This is a genomic window from Nonomuraea sp. B1E8 (genome assembly GCF_039871515.1).
Lineage (GTDB): Bacteria > Actinomycetota > Actinomycetes > Streptosporangiales > Streptosporangiaceae > Nonomuraea.
Map to the genome: position 1 here is coordinate 1,493,716 of NZ_JBDPLS010000001.1, position 13,583 is coordinate 1,507,298.

The window sequence follows — 13,583 nt, forward strand, 5'->3', positions numbered from 1 at the left end:
GGATGACGCATGTCTGAGGGTTACGACGTGTTGCTGCGCGACGGCGGGATCGCCCACGTGCGCCCGCTGCGTCCCGCCGACCGCGAGGCACTGCACGAACTGGTGGAGCGGGCGTCGGAACGCTCGGCGTACCTGCGCTTCTTCACCGGCGGCCGCAACACCGCGCACTCCTACATGGACCACATCACCGGCGAGGAGTATCGCGGGCGCGCGCTGGTGGCCCACCTGAAAGGCCGGCTGGTCGCGGTCGCCGAGTACATCCCCCTCAACGAGGGCCGGGCCGACCTGGGCATTCTCCTGGACGATGCCGTCCACGGGCACGGCCTGGGCACCTTGCTGCTCGAGCACGTCGCGCTGGACGCGGCGGCGCACGGGGTGAGCGAACTGGTGGCCGACGTGCTGGGCGAGAACCGGCCCATGTTGCGGGTGTTGCGGGATCTCGGCCTGGACGTGTCCCAGCACTTCGATGGGAGCACGCTGCACCTCGACATCGCCGCGGTGCCCACGTCCAGGCTGCACGAGGCCATCGCGGTCCGCGATCACGAGGCAGGGCGGACATCGCTGGCGCGGCTGCTCGTGCCCCGCTCGGTGGCGGTGATCGGCGCGAGCCGCGACGAACGGGCCGTCGGCCACAAGGTGCTGCGCAACCTGCTCGACGGCGGCTTCCCCGGGCCGATCCACCCCGTCAACCCCAACGCCACGCTGGTGGCCGGGCTGCCCTGCCGGGCGAAGGTGCCTGAGGGGGTCGACCTGGCGGTGGTGGCGGTGCCCGCCCGGCACGTACTGGAGGTGGCCCGCGACTGCGCGATCGCCGGCGTGGCCGGGCTGGTCGTGCTGACCGCCGGTTTCGCCGAAGCCGGGCAGCGTGGCGTGGAGACGGAACTGCTGGCGATCTGCCGCGCGGCCGGCATGCGGCTGATCGGCCCGAACTGCCTGGGGGTGATCAACACCGGGGCGCGGCTGAATGCCAGCTTCCTGCCCGACCGTCCTGTCCAGGGGCACGTGGCACTGATGTCGCAGTCCGGCGCGGTGGGAGCGGCGCTGCTGCAGCGGCTCAACGTGTCGTCGTTCGTGTCGGTCGGCAACAAGGCGGACGTCAGCGGCAACGACCTCCTCGAGTACTGGGAGGACGACCCCGACACCGACGTGATCGCGTTGTACCTGGAGTCGTTCGGCAATCCGCGCAAGTTCGCCCGCATCGCCCGAAGAGTCGGTGCGCGCAAGCCCATCCTGCTGGTCAAAAGCGGGCGTGGCGGAGCCGGTGACCGGGCGGTGCGCTCGCACACAGCCGCCGCGGCCACGCCTGACGTGGCGGTGGACGCGCTCGCACAGGCCGCCGGCGTCATCCGGCTCGACAGCGTCCATGAGCTGATCGACACCGCCAGGCTCCTGGCCGGCCAGCCCTTCCCTCAGGGACGCCGGGTGGCCATCGTCGGCAACTCGGGCGGCCCTCAGGCCATGGCCGCCGACGCCTGCGAGCGCCGCGGCCTCGTCGTACCCGAGTTGCCGCCCGGCCTGCTGGAGGCCCGTGCCTCCGCCGCGCTGGGCAATCCGGTGGATCTGACGGCGGACGCCACCGCCGCCGAGATGGGCGCCGCCGTGTCGGCGCTCGCCGCCTCGCCGGAGGTGGACGCGGTCCTCGTCGTGTACACGCCGCCCTTCGGCGACGGCCTGGAGGCGACCCGCCAGGCCATCGCGGACGCCACCAAGGATGTGGACAAGACCGTGCTGGCCTGCGTCGTGGGCCACGACGGCCTGATCGACGGCCGGGTCCCCAGCTACGCCTTCCCCGAGCAGGCCGTCGAAGCCCTCGTCCGCGTCGCGCGATACGCCGAGTGGCGACGCCGCCCCATCGACCCACCCACCGCACCGCTCCCAGCGGACGAGAGATCAGCACGAGAGATCATCGATGCCGAGCTGGACGCCTTCCCGGCCGGCGGCTGGCTGTCGCCGACGGCCACCGCACGGCTGCTCGGCTGCTACGGCGTGAAGCTGGTGGAGTCGATCGACGTGGACGGCCCCGAGGCGGCCGCCAGGGCTGCCGCGCGTGCCGGGTTGCCCGTGGTGCTCAAGGCCGTGGGTCCCGTGCACAAGAGCGATGTCGGCGGGGTCCGGCTCGACCTGCGAACCGACGACGACGTACGGCTGGCGTATCACGAAATGTCGGCCCATATCGGTCAGGAGATGACCGGCGCGATCGTCCAGCCCATGCTGGCGAAAGGCGTCGAGATCATCGTGGGCGGCGTCAACTACCCCGCGTTCGGGCCGCTGGTCATGGCCGGGATGGGCGGGGTGATGGCCGACCTGCTGGCCGACCGTACCTTCCGGGTGCCACCCGTCACCGACGCCGCCGACATGATCGGCGAGCTGCGCTGCGCCCCGCTGCTCCACGGCTACCGCGGCTCGCCCCCCACCGACGCCGGCGCCCTGGCCGACCAGATCGTACGCGTCGGCCAGCTGCTCGACGACCTGCCGCAGGTGGCCGAGCTCGACCTCAACCCCGTCATCGTCACCCCGGACGGCGCGACCACGGTGGACGCGCGCATCAGGGTGGCGCCCTGCGAGCCGCCGCCCTCACCGCTGCTGCGCCGCCTCCGCTGACCGCCGGAACCCGCGCCGGACGTCAGCCGGCGGCCTGGGCCGGGCCGGCGGAGGAGGAGGGAAGGATGCCGGCCTGGTGGAGATGGCGGCGGGCTGCCGCGATGGCCTCCGGGGTCGAGGCGAACACCTGTCCGGCCTCGTCCAACCGGGCGATCACGCCCAGGGCGTTCAGCGGCCGGTGGTGACCGTCGCGGATGCCGGAAACGTACACGGTGATGCCGCGTCGTTGCAGGCGGGCGATCGCGTCGCCGAGCACCAGCGCGCCGCTGGCGTCGATCGTGGTGATGCGCGACAGGCGCAGGATGACCACCGAGACGTCGGCGACCTCGGACAGCTCCAGCAGGAAACGGTGCGCCGCGGCGAAGAACAGCGGCCCGTCCAGCCGGTAGGCGACGATGTGCTCGGCCAGCAACGCGCGCTCTTCGGCGTCGTGATCACCCGGCAGGTCCGCTTGCAGCGGCACGGTGTCCAGACGGACGTTCCTGGCGATGGCGCGCAGCGCGAGCGCGCCGGCGACGATCAGTCCGAGGATGACGGCGGCGACCAGGTCCAGGGCGAGGGTGGCGATCGCGGTCAGCGCCAGGACGACGGCGTCGGCCCGGGTGGAGCGCAACATCGCCGTTACCGAGCCGACCTCGACCATCCGTACGGCGGTGGCCAGCAGCACCCCGGCCAGGGCCGCCAGCGGGATGCGGGCCACCACGTCGGCGGCGGTGAACACGATCACGCCCAGGATCACGGCGTGCGCGAGCGCGGCCAGCCGGGAAGAGGCACCCGCACGCACGTTGACCGCGGTGCGCGCGATCGCGCCCGTGGCCGGGACGCCGCCGAAGAGCGGGGCGACCAGATTGGCCAGGCCTTGGCCGAACAACTCCTTGTCGGGGTCGTGCTGGTGGTTGACGCTCATGCCGTCGGCGACCGCGGCCGACAACAACGATTCCAGCGCGGCCAGCGCGGCGACCGCGACCGCGGGAGCGATCAGGGAGCTCAGCGCGGACACATCCACGAATCCGAGCGACGGGGCGGGCAGCCCGGCGGGCAGGGCGTCGATACGCACCACCGGCAGGCCCGCCAGCTCGGCGGCGAGGGTGGCGGCGACGACGGCCACCAGCGAGAACGGCACCGCGGGCCGCCAGCGCCCTCCGGCCAGGATCACCGCCGCCACCGCCGCGGTCAGGGCGATGGCGGCCCAGTTGGGGCGGGCGGCGAAGTCGAGCACCGCCTGCCAGGCCACGGCCGGCGCCTTGTCGCCTTCAGGCGTGGGAACGCCGAGCGCGGCGGGCACCTGCTGCAGGCCGATCACGCACGCGATGCCCAGGGTGAAGCCCTCCACCACCGGCGCGGGCACCAGCATCATGAACCGGCCCACCCGAGCCAACGCGAGGCCGAGCAGCAGCAGCCCGGCCAGCACACCCACGGTCAGCACGCCGGTGGCGCCGTGCGCGTGCATGATCGGCACCAGCACCACCGTCATCGCCCCGGTCGGCCCGGACACCTGCAAGGCGGAGCCGCCGAAAACGGCGGCCAGCGCGCCGGCCACCACCGCGGTGGCCAGCCCTGCTTCCGCGCCCAGCCCGCTGGAGATGCCGAAGCCGAGCGCCAGCGGCAGCGCGACGACCGCCACCGTCAACCCGGCCAGCAGATCACGGCGCGGATGGCGGTTGAAGGCGGCGAGGTCGGCGCGGGCGGGCAGGACCGAGCGCAGGCGGGCCCAGCCCGCCAGGAGCACAGAGGTCACCGGCCGCCGGCCTCCGACTCGAGCAGTTCGTTCAGCAGCGCGTGCCGGCCCGACAACTTGGCCTGCAGCAGGTGGCGGGCCGCGCGCAGCAGCTCGGCCACGTCCCCACCGGACAACGCGTACACCACGGTGGAGCCGTCACGGCGCGCGGTGACCAGCTCCGAGCGGCGCAACACGGCCAGGTGCTGCGACAGCCCGGTCGGCTCCACCTCGATCTCGCCCAGGAGGTCACGCACCGGCATCGGCCCGTCCTGCAGCAGCTCCAGCACGCGGATCCGCACCGGATGTCCCAGCAGCCGGAACAACTCGGCCTTGGCTTCGTACAAGGGCACCGACATCAACGTGCGTCCTCCCCCGCCACCACGTCCGGCGAGCCGGGATCCGCGATCGCGCGCAAGCCGGAGCCTGTCTCGTGGCCTGGATCGGTGCTCACCCCGTGAGCGCGTGCCATGCGCAGCATCTCGTCCAGCGCCCCTGCCGCCGCCAGCGCCGCCTCGGCGTCTCCATCCCGCTCGGCCGCGCGCAGCGCATCCGCCGCTTCACCGGCCCGGCGGCGGATCGCCGCGGCAAATGCCTCAACCACACCCGTCCTCACATGTCTTCTGATCCGTTACGCCACAGCCGTGCGCTACAGGAGCCGAACGATCGACCCACTTCGCAATATTATAGTCCGATGGATTGCGAAACTTCGCAAATTCTAAGTGCAAGGCCGCCCTTCATGGTCATCGATCTGCAGGAACGCGAGACGCCGGCGCCCTCACGGTAGCCGTGCCGGCGCCGCACCAGGTCAGTCCGGGGAGTGAATGGCGGGCCCCGCCGCAGCTGATCTTTCTCATGATGCCGCGACGGCACCAGGAAGCCGGACGCTGAACCCAGTGGACTTGACATATACCCCCCAGTGGTATTGATTGACCTCTGCCCCTACATACCTCTGAGGGGTATAGGAGAGCCCGTTGCATACCCCCTCCGGGTATGAGAAGAGTTCTGGAGGAACTCATGTCCGCGCCATCACCTCGGCGCTGGGCCGCTCTGGCCCTGATCGCCACCGCCCAGTTCATCGTGATCATGGACACATCGATCATCGGTGTGGCCCTTCCCCGCATCCAGCAGGACCTGGGCTTCTCCCAGGAGAACCTGTCCTGGGTCTTCAACGCCTACGTCGTCGCCTTCGGCGGTCTCCTGCTCCTGGGCGGCCGCCTGTCCGACCTGTTCGGCGCCCGGCGGCTCTTCAGCACCGGCTGGCTGATCCTGCTCGCCGGCTCACTTCTCGCCGGCATCGCCCCGGAAGTGTGGGTCGAGCTGACCGGCCGCGCCGTGCAAGGAGTCGGCGCGGCCCTGATCGCCCCATCGGCCCTCACCCTCCTGATGATGTTGTTCGGTCACGACCCCAAGGAACTGACCAAGGCCCTCGCCCTGTACGGCGCCGCCGCCCCCGCGGGCGGCACCGCCGGCGTCTTCCTCGGCGGCGTCATCACCGAATACCTGAGCTGGCCGTGGGTCTTCTACATCAACATCCCCATCGCCCTCATCGCGCTCCTCGCCACCGGCCCGCTGATGCCCGCCGCCCAACCCCGGCGCGGATCCATCGACGTCCTCGGCACGGTGACCGTCACCCTCGGCCTCGGCGCCGCCGTCTACGCCATCGTCCGCGCACCGGAAGCCGGCTGGGGCTCCGCTGAGACGTGGATCGTCCTCGCCGTCGCCGCAGCACTGCTCGCCGCGTTCGTCGCCATCCAGGCCCGCCGCCGCGAGCCGCTGATGCGCCTGTCGATCTTCCGCACGCCGAACCTCGCCGCCGCCAACCTCACCCAGCTGCTGCTCGGCGGAGCCTGGATCCCGATGTGGTTCTTCCTCAACCTCTACCTGCAGCAGGTCCTCGGCTACAGCGCCTTCCCCAGCGGCGCCGCCCTGCTCCCGATGACCGTCCTCATCATGATCGGCATGATCGTCCTGGCGCCCCGCGCCATCAACCGCATCGGTCCCAAGGCGACCACGGTCACCGGCCTGGTCCTCCTCACCGCGGGCATGGCCTGGCTCTCGCTGATCAGCCCGGACGGCAGCTTCGCCGCCGACGTCCTGCCCGCCAGCCTCGTCGCCGCCCTCGGCATGTCGCTGGCCTTCATCCCCTCCCTCGGCACCGCCATCTCATCCGCCCGCCCGGAAGAGGGCGGACTGGCCTCCGGCATCGTCAACACCAGCTACCAGGTCGGCTCCGCGCTCGGCCTGGCCGCGATGACCGCCGTCGCCGCCGCCAACGGCTCCGGCCGGCTCGGTGACCTGCCCGCGCTGACCAGCGGCTTCTCCGCCGCCTTCATCGGCGCCGCCGCCATCGCCCTCGCGGGCGTCCTGGTCGCCGCCACCACCCTGCGGACCCGCGCCACCGCACCCGCCGCGGACGAGGTCGCCTCCTCCCGCGGATGACGCACCTTCGGTGTCGTCCACCTGCTCCAGGTATGTAGCGTTCCGTGCGCGCTCGACAGCGGCGGGTACGTGCCTGAACTCCCGAAGATCCCAGCTTCCGGAGGTGCAGGTGGACGAGCCGGTGGCGGCGGAGGTGGGCGACGTCATCCGCATGGTCCTCGGCATCTGGCCGGGTGAACGATCGTCTCGTCGGTGAAGGTGCGCGACGGCGATGAGTTTCGCCGAGGCGCCCGGTCTGTATCCACACACACCCGATCCACCGCACTCGAGGAGAGCAGCGTGACCGCCACCTACACCTTCGACGTCTTCTCCAGCCTCGACGGCTTCGGCGCCGCCGGCGGCGACTGGACCGGCTACTGGGGCAAGCAAGGCCCCGAGCTCCTGAACCACCGTCTCGCCCTGTACGGCGAGGAGCAGCGGATGGTCTTCGGGGCCCACACGTACCGGGCGTTCGCGCAGATGCTGGCCACGAGCACCGAGGATTCCGAGGTGCGTGACCCATGGGTCACCCGGATGAGGAACCTGCCGGCAACGGTGGTGTCGACCACGCTGGAAGGGCCCCTCGACTGGCCGGACGCGACTCTCGTGAGCGGTGACGCCGTCGACGTCGTCGCCCGGCTCAAGGAGGAGTCCGAGGTGCCGTTGCGCTCGCACGGCAGCCTGTCGATGAACCGGGCGCTGATGGCCGCCGGCCTGGTCGACCGCGTGCAGGTGACGCTCTTCCCCGTGATCACCGGCCAGACCGGGCTTGACCCGATCTTCCAGGGCGCGGCCGACTTCGACCTCGAGCTGATCGAGAGCCGGACGCTCGACGGCGACATCCAGGAGCTCATCTACCGGCCCACCCCGCATGTCTGAGTCCGTCCATGGACGGGCGCCATACCGGTGTGGTGAGGGCAGGCTCGCCACCGGCCGGCGAGCCTGCCGTCTTTCTCAGTTGCGAGCGCGGTCGGCGGGCTCGGACACGGCCTGCTCGGCCGCCTGGCGGGTGTCGCGCCTGGACTTGAGCAGGCTGGCCACCGTCGTGATGGTGAGCACGGTGACGATGACGGACAACGAGAGCCAGTTGTTGATCTCAGGGACCCAGGTGACGTGCTCGCCGCCGTTGATGAACGGCAGCTCGTTCTCGTGCAGGGCGTGCAGGACGAGTTTCACGCCGATGAAGCCGAGGATGACCGCCAGCCCGTAGGTGAGGTAGACGAGTTTCTCCACCAGCCCGCCGAGCAGGAAGTACAGCTGTCTCAGCCCCATCAGCGCGAACGCGTTGGCCGCGAAGACCAGGTAGGCGTCCTGGGTGATGCCGAAGATCGCGGGGATGGAGTCGACGGCGAACACCAGGTCCGCGCCGCCGATGGCGATGATGACGATGAACATCGGGGTCAGCAGGCGGCGGCCGTCCTGCCGGACGGTCATCCGTGAGCCGTGGTAGGAGTCGGTGACCGGGAACAACTTGCGCACCAGCCGTACGACGCCGCCGTTGGGGTCGTACTCGTCGTCATCGTTGTGGTTGAAGGCGAATTTCCACGCGGTGTAGATGAGGATGCCGCCGAAGATCCAGAACACCCAGCTGAAACGCTGTACGGCCTGCGCGCCCACGGCGATGAAGATCCCGCGCATGACCAGCGCCATCACGATCCCGATGAGCAGGACGCGGTGCTGGTAGATCGCGGGCACGGCGAAGTTCGCCATGATGAGCATGAAGATGAACAGGTTGTCGACGCTGAGCGTGTACTCGGTGATGTAGCCGGTGATGTAGGCGGCCGCCTGGTCATCGCCACCGAAGATCCACACTCCCGCGCCGAAAGCGACGGCACAGGCGATGTAGAAGGCGATCCACCGCGCCGACTCGGCGATCGTGACCTTGTGGGGCCTCCTGTTGACGATGATCAGGTCGAGGAGGATGAGTCCGAGAAGGGCGGCGATGGTGGCCGCCCACAGCCAGGCGGGCACGGGCATGGGTGGGGGCATGAAAGCTCCTCCGACTTAGGCGTTGACACGTCCGTCGGAGGTCTTCTCCGCCCGCGGCGTCGCGGACCGACCGCGCCGGGTCCCTAGGAGGGTCCGTGATGACGACGTGGCCGCGAAGGAGTACTCCCCTCCACTTCGCCTGCGATCATACATACGGAATGCTGTAGGCGAACATCCCCCCTCGCATGTATCAGCGTAGGCGTATCCAGCCGGTGCGTCTGGGCGTTCTCCGTACAGATGGCCGCGCTGACCGCCGCGGGCTTCGATTTCGACGGAGAGGTGGCCCAGGCCGTCAACCTCATCGAGGGCGCGAAGGCCGCGGGGGTGCCGCAGTTCGTGCAGACGTCCACCAGCGGCGCGGGCGGGCACACCGGGACGCCCGGCTGGGTGGCAGGCCGCTGGGGCACGCTGGACGACAGCCTGGGGGCCAAGGCCACGATCGAGGACCGGGTCCGCGCGGCCGGCTTCCCCCACTGGACGATCATCAAGCCGGGTTTCTTCATGGAGAACTTCCTGCCGTCCATGGCGTTCCTGTTCCCTCGGGGCGTCGAGGGCGGCCTGGTGAGCGTGGTGAAGCCCGGGACCCGGCTGTCCCTCGCCGCGGTGGACGACGTCGGCACGGCGGCCGCCGCGGCCATCGCCGACCCGGCGCGCTTCGACGGGCTGGAGTTGGAGCTGGCGAGCGGCTACCTGCCGATGTCGGCGATCGCCGAGATCCTCTCCCGCACGCTGGGCACGCCCCTGTCCGCGCCGGACATGACCGAGGAGCAGGCGCTCGCCGCCGGGATGCCGCCGATGGGCGCCTCGCACGAGTGGTTGAACGTGGCCGGTCAACCGGCCCGCCCGCAGTACGCCAGAGACCTCGGCCTCCCGCTCACCGGCTTCGAGGAGTGGGCGCGGCAGCACATGCCGGGGACGGTCAACCAGGGGTGAGGCGTTTGCGCATGACGAACCCGGCGTGGTGGAGCACCCCGTCGACCAGCTCTCCGAAGGCCCAGAACCCGGTGTCGTCGAGGTAGGTGACGCGGTCGTCGCGGACCCAGTATCTGCCTGTGTAGGCATCGATCCGGCCGTGGCGCGTCTCGGTGTACCTGCCGTCGAGGAGCAGGTGTTGTTCCAGTTCATGCGCTTCGTCGACCCAGACGCCGTGCCATCTCCGGAGCTCTGGGGCGGGGGTTCCGGCGGGACGGGTGGGTTCGCCCTGCCACGCCTCGACACGTCCTGACACGACGACGGCGAGCAGGTCGTACGGCCGGAGGACCAGCATCTGCCCGATCCGCGACTCGCTCACGCGCTCTCGTGTGACGGCGAAGGTCGCCGGGTTGCCCGGGGCCAGGTCGTAGACGCCGCGCCGGTCCTCGGCGCGGGCGCGCATCGCGGTGTCCACCAGCAGCGGTACGACGAACGCGCCGTCCGCCTCGATCACCCGGGCCCGGGCCGGACGGGACTCCTTCCCGCGCGGGCCGACGTGCGTGATCCTCCCGCCCTCGGCCCACAGGTCTCCACGGACCGTCCGTGACGGTGTGACGTGGACCGTGGCGTCGATCACCACCAGGGCATCGGAGGCATCGTTTCCTGCCATCGGCTGTGCTCCTCGTGAGGCCGTACCGGCTGCGGGGGCGCCGGTCGGATGCGGGCGTACCGAAAGGATCGCGAGGCCGGCGGCCAACACGGCCGCCGGCAGGAGCCACCAGCGGCGGGCGGCCTTCGGTGTGGAGGTGACCACGGTGGGCGCGTCGCTCATGCGGCCTACCCTCGACGAGGGCTGGGGTGCGGGAGAAGGCCGCGGTACTCCTGGGAGCGCCACGCCCATGCTCGCGCCGATCGTAGGGAACCTGAGCGGCTTCTCGCCCGACTGTGCAGGGTGGCGGAAAGGGGCGGCTCGTGCAGCAGCGCGACCTTGACGACCCCCTACGGGTTCTGGGAGTACGCATGGGCGGCGGTTACACGGTCCTCGGCGTCATGTCCGAGGTCGATACCGCCGGCCAGCCAGCCGCCATCGATGGTGAGCACGCTGCCGGTGATGAACGACGCGTTCTCACTGGCCAGGAACGCGACCAGGTTGGCGACCTCCTCGGTGCGCCCCGGCCGGCCCAGCGGAAACCGGCTGGCGACGCCGAGTTCCTCGCCCAGCCTCCGCATGAGATCGTTGCTGGCGATGTATCCAGGGCAGACGGCGTTGACCCGGATCCCGACCGGCCCCAGCTCCAGCGCCGCCGACTTGACCAGACCGAGCACACCATGCTTCGACGCCGCGTACGCAGCCGACATCCGAACTCCGGTGAGCCCGGCGGCCGACGAGGTGACCACGACCGAGCCCCCACCCGCGTCGCGCATCGACCGGCCCGCCGCCTGCAGACCGAGCATCACACCCCGCAAATTCACCGCCATCGTGCGGTCCCACTCCTCCAGCGGGTAGTCCAGAAGACCGGCCCAGTGTCCCGTTGCGGCGTTGAGATGCGCGATGTGCACCGCCCCGTAACGGGCGACCGTCTCGCGGACCATCGCATCGTTGTCCTCCGGCGACGCCACGTCGACCCGCAACCCGAACGCCTCGCCGCCGGCCGCCACGATCTCTCCGGCCGTCCGCTCAACCTTCTCGAGGGTACGCCCGGCGCAGCACACCCGCGCTCCCAGGGCCGCCAGCGTCACCGCGGTCGCCGCGCCGATTCCGGACCCCGCCCCGGTCACGACCGCGACCCTCCCCGCCAGGGAGAACCTCCCTTGCTCCGTCATCAGGTGTTTCCTTTCCTCTGGTCGAACACGAGACGTCAGCGACTCGTCCCTGGCGACAGGGCACGTCAGCCCGTCGTCCAGGTACGGAGCTTGTCGGGATTCAGCACCGACCAGATGCGCTTGATCCGGTCGCCTGCGACATCGAAGGCCAGCACCACCACGGTGACGCCGTCCTGCTGGGCCACGAGACCGGGCTGACCGTTGACCGTACGCTCCAGGATCGTCAGGCCGGGCGCCAGGCCGGCGACGGTGACGAAGGCGCGCGCGATCCGCTCGCCGCCTTCCATCGGGCGGAGCATGGCGCTGACCAGGCCGCCACCGTCGGCGGTCCCCGTGGCCTCAGGGTCGAGGAGGCTGATGAGAGCGTCGATGTCCTTGGCTTCCCATGCCCTCTTGAAGTCCCTGACGATCCCGGCCTGCCGGGCCGCCGGAGCAGCGGTCACCTGAGACGCGCGAATCCGGCGGCGGGCCAGCCACGCCAGCTGGCGACACGCCGCCGGCGTACGGCCGACGATCTCGGCCACCTCGGCGAAGGAGTAGCGGAAGACGTCGTGCAGGATGAACGCGACCCGCTCGGCCGGGTTCATCGCTTCGAGCACGACGAGGAAGGCCATGTTGATCGACTCGTCGAGGGTGACCCGGTCGGCCGGATCGGCCGGCCGGCCGTCGCTCCATTCCGTACGATCGGGCAGCGGCTCAGGAATCCACTCGCCCACATAGCGCTCGCGCCGGGCCCGCGCCGAGCCGAGCAGGTCGAGGCAGACGCGGCTGGCGACCGTGGTGAGCCAGGCGCCCGGCGATTCGATGGCCTCCTGCTGTCGCCGGGTCATGGCGTACCAGCGGGTGTAGGTCTCCTGGACGACGTCCTCGGCATCGGCCAGAGAGCCGAGCATCCGGTAGGCGAGATTGATCAGCTGACGCCGCTCGCTCATGATCGCGCTCAGCCCCGGATCGAACCGGCCGTCACCTGGATCGGATGGGGTGCTCATGACGTTCGCCCGACTCCCTTGGCCGCAACCGCCCTCACCGAGACAACGCCGCTATCCGTGCTGGCCGGGCTGGTAGGCGCCGGCGGGCTGCTGGGTGATGATGTTCAGGCGGTTGACGGTGTTCATGATGGCGATGAGGCCCACCAGGACGGCGAGCTGGTCCTCGTCGTAGTGCTTGGCGGCGTTCGCCCAGACCTCGTCGGTGACGCCGCCGGCGGCGTCGGCGACGCGGGTGCCCTGCTCGGCCAGCTCCAGGGCGGCCCGCTCGGCGTCGGTGAAGACCGTCGCCTCCCGCCACGCCGCGACCAGGTTGAGGCGTACGGAGGTCTCCCCGCGGTGCGCGGCCTCCTTGGTGTGCATGTCGACGCACACGCTGCAGCCGTTGATCTGGCTGACGCGCAGCGCCACCAGCTCCTGCGTCGCGGCCGGCAGGGCCGAATCGTTGATGACCCTGCCCGCGGACAGGATGTGCTTCAGGAGCTTCGCCGCGATCGGGCTGCCGACGAAGTCGAGACGGGTGTCCATGCTGTTCTCCTTGCCGTGTTGGCTGTTACACCCCCACCGACGAAGCAGTCCGGCGAGATGTCACGGCCAACCCGATGTGACCTGCGTCTCCCTCCAACGCCGATCCGGCCCCTGGCGCGCCAGATAGCCTTTCGTGATGGGGGTCTGGGGTTGGGATCTGCTGATCGGGGTCGCCGTTGCGTTGCTGGTCACCTGGTCGGTGTTGGTCGCGGCCCTGGCCGTCGTCCGGCCGCGCGGCGCCCTGCTGCGTGAGGCGCTGCGGCTGCTGCCCGACGTGCTACGCCTGATCCGGCGCCTGGCCGCCGACCGTGCCCTGCCCCGCGGCGTCCGTGTCCGGCTCGCGCTGCTGCTGGCCTACCTGGCCCTTCCCATCGACGTGGTGCCGGACTTCATCCCGGTCCTGGGCTACGCCGACGACGCCATCATCGTGGTCGCCGTGCTCCGGTCGGTGGTGCGCCGTGCCGGGATCGACGTCGTACGCCGGCACTGGCCGGGCACCGACGACGGCTTCGCCGCCCTGGCCCGGCTGACCGGCCTGGCCCCACCCGGCTCGGGGCAGCCCTGACCGTCCTGCGGCGGGCGCCGGCGGGCAGCAGTTCTCCGTG

13 protein-coding genes are annotated in these 13,583 nt (G+C 70.8%); 5 read left to right on the forward strand and 8 right to left on the reverse strand.

All coding sequences use genetic code 11. The features are described from left to right. Window positions 1–9 precede the first annotated feature (9 nt). Window positions 10–2,601, forward strand: a complete 2,592-nt coding sequence (locus ABGA98_RS07230; RefSeq protein WP_347617356.1) for a GNAT family N-acetyltransferase — start codon at window positions 10–12, stop codon at window positions 2,599–2,601. A gap of 22 nt (window positions 2,602–2,623) precedes the next feature. On the opposite strand, the gene ABGA98_RS07235 is transcribed toward ABGA98_RS07230, so the two are convergent. The 3 genes from ABGA98_RS07235 to ABGA98_RS07245 are packed head-to-tail and all read right to left on the reverse strand — an operon-like array spanning window position 2,624 to window position 4,922. Further along, window positions 2,624–4,339, reverse strand: coding sequence for a SulP family inorganic anion transporter (locus tag ABGA98_RS07235; protein ID WP_347617357.1), 1,716 nt, complete (start codon window positions 4,337–4,339; stop codon window positions 2,624–2,626). Continuing rightward, a complete protein-coding gene (locus ABGA98_RS07240) occupies window positions 4,336–4,677 on the reverse strand; it encodes a metalloregulator ArsR/SmtB family transcription factor (protein ID WP_347617358.1) in 342 nt (113 codons plus the stop codon). The genes ABGA98_RS07235 and ABGA98_RS07240 overlap by 4 nt, the downstream gene beginning before the upstream one ends. After that, complete coding sequence (locus tag ABGA98_RS07245; protein WP_347617359.1) at window positions 4,677–4,922, reverse strand: hypothetical protein; 246 nt, start codon at window positions 4,920–4,922, stop codon at window positions 4,677–4,679. The genes ABGA98_RS07240 and ABGA98_RS07245 overlap by 1 nt, the downstream gene beginning before the upstream one ends. 389 nt (window positions 4,923–5,311) lie before the next feature. On the opposite strand from ABGA98_RS07245, the gene ABGA98_RS07250 reads away from it, so the two are divergent. Both ABGA98_RS07250 and ABGA98_RS07255 read left to right on the forward strand, forming a co-directional pair. Next, window positions 5,312–6,760: an MFS transporter gene (locus ABGA98_RS07250; protein ID WP_347617360.1), complete on the forward strand. Its 1,449-nt coding sequence runs from the start codon at window positions 5,312–5,314 to the stop codon at window positions 6,758–6,760. A gap of 279 nt (window positions 6,761–7,039) precedes the next feature. After that, window positions 7,040–7,618, forward strand: coding sequence for a dihydrofolate reductase family protein (locus ABGA98_RS07255; RefSeq protein ID WP_347617361.1), 579 nt, complete (start codon window positions 7,040–7,042; stop codon window positions 7,616–7,618). Between the two features lie 75 nt (window positions 7,619–7,693). Here the strand turns inward: ABGA98_RS07255 and ABGA98_RS07260 are convergent, their stop codons facing one another. After that, window positions 7,694–8,716 carry a TerC family protein gene (locus ABGA98_RS07260; protein ID WP_347617724.1) on the reverse strand — a complete coding sequence of 341 codons (1,023 nt, stop codon included), beginning with the start codon at window positions 8,714–8,716 and terminating at the stop codon, window positions 7,694–7,696. A gap of 249 nt (window positions 8,717–8,965) precedes the next feature. On the opposite strand from ABGA98_RS07260, the gene ABGA98_RS07265 reads away from it, so the two are divergent. Further along, window positions 8,966–9,661, forward strand: a complete 696-nt coding sequence (locus tag ABGA98_RS07265) for an NmrA family NAD(P)-binding protein (protein WP_347617362.1) — start codon at window positions 8,966–8,968, stop codon at window positions 9,659–9,661. Here ABGA98_RS07265 and ABGA98_RS07270 read toward each other — a convergent pair. The 4 genes from ABGA98_RS07270 to ABGA98_RS07285 all read right to left on the reverse strand — a co-directional run bounded on the left by ABGA98_RS07270 (window position 9,648) and on the right by ABGA98_RS07285 (window position 12,978). Then, entirely contained in the window at window positions 9,648–10,310 is a 663-nt protein-coding gene (locus ABGA98_RS07270; RefSeq protein WP_347617363.1) for an Atu4866 domain-containing protein, read from the reverse strand. The genes ABGA98_RS07265 and ABGA98_RS07270 overlap by 14 nt on opposite strands. A 329-nt stretch (window positions 10,311–10,639) precedes the next feature. Continuing rightward, on the reverse strand, window positions 10,640–11,464 hold the full coding sequence (locus tag ABGA98_RS07275) for an SDR family NAD(P)-dependent oxidoreductase (protein ID WP_347617364.1): 825 nt from the start codon (window positions 11,462–11,464) through the stop codon (window positions 10,640–10,642). Between the two features lie 65 nt (window positions 11,465–11,529). Further along, a complete protein-coding gene (gene sigJ, locus ABGA98_RS07280) occupies window positions 11,530–12,453 on the reverse strand; it encodes an RNA polymerase sigma factor SigJ (RefSeq protein ID WP_347617365.1) in 924 nt (307 codons plus the stop codon). Between the two features lie 51 nt (window positions 12,454–12,504). Then, complete coding sequence (locus tag ABGA98_RS07285) at window positions 12,505–12,978, reverse strand: carboxymuconolactone decarboxylase family protein (RefSeq protein WP_347617366.1); 474 nt, start codon at window positions 12,976–12,978, stop codon at window positions 12,505–12,507. Window positions 12,979–13,114: 136 nt separating this feature from the next. Between ABGA98_RS07285 and ABGA98_RS07290 the strand changes: the two genes are divergently transcribed. Then, entirely contained in the window at window positions 13,115–13,543 is a 429-nt protein-coding gene (locus ABGA98_RS07290; protein ID WP_347617367.1) for a DUF1232 domain-containing protein, read from the forward strand. The last annotated feature ends 40 nt before the right edge of the window (window positions 13,544–13,583 follow it).

What these genes read in the sequence shown, in the direction of transcription:
- ABGA98_RS07230 (WP_347617356.1), top strand. Translation starts at nt 10, where the DNA reads ATGTCTGAGGGTTACGACGTGTTGCTGCGCGACGGCGGGATCGCCCAC.
- ABGA98_RS07240 (WP_347617358.1), bottom strand. Translation starts at nt 4,677, where the DNA reads ATGTCGGTGCCCTTGTACGAAGCCAAGGCCGAGTTGTTCCGGCTGCTG.
- ABGA98_RS07250 (WP_347617360.1), top strand. Translation starts at nt 5,312, where the DNA reads ATGAGAAGAGTTCTGGAGGAACTCATGTCCGCGCCATCACCTCGGCGC.
- ABGA98_RS07260 (WP_347617724.1), bottom strand. Translation starts at nt 8,716, where the DNA reads ATGCCCGTGCCCGCCTGGCTGTGGGCGGCCACCATCGCCGCCCTTCTC.
- ABGA98_RS07265 (WP_347617362.1), top strand. Translation starts at nt 8,966, where the DNA reads ATGGCCGCGCTGACCGCCGCGGGCTTCGATTTCGACGGAGAGGTGGCC.
- ABGA98_RS07270 (WP_347617363.1), bottom strand. Translation starts at nt 10,310, where the DNA reads ATGGCAGGAAACGATGCCTCCGATGCCCTGGTGGTGATCGACGCCACG.
- ABGA98_RS07275 (WP_347617364.1), bottom strand. Translation starts at nt 11,464, where the DNA reads ATGACGGAGCAAGGGAGGTTCTCCCTGGCGGGGAGGGTCGCGGTCGTG.
- sigJ (WP_347617365.1), bottom strand. Translation starts at nt 12,453, where the DNA reads ATGAGCACCCCATCCGATCCAGGTGACGGCCGGTTCGATCCGGGGCTG.
- ABGA98_RS07285 (WP_347617366.1), bottom strand. Translation starts at nt 12,978, where the DNA reads ATGGACACCCGTCTCGACTTCGTCGGCAGCCCGATCGCGGCGAAGCTC.
- ABGA98_RS07290 (WP_347617367.1), top strand. Translation starts at nt 13,115, where the DNA reads ATGGGGGTCTGGGGTTGGGATCTGCTGATCGGGGTCGCCGTTGCGTTG.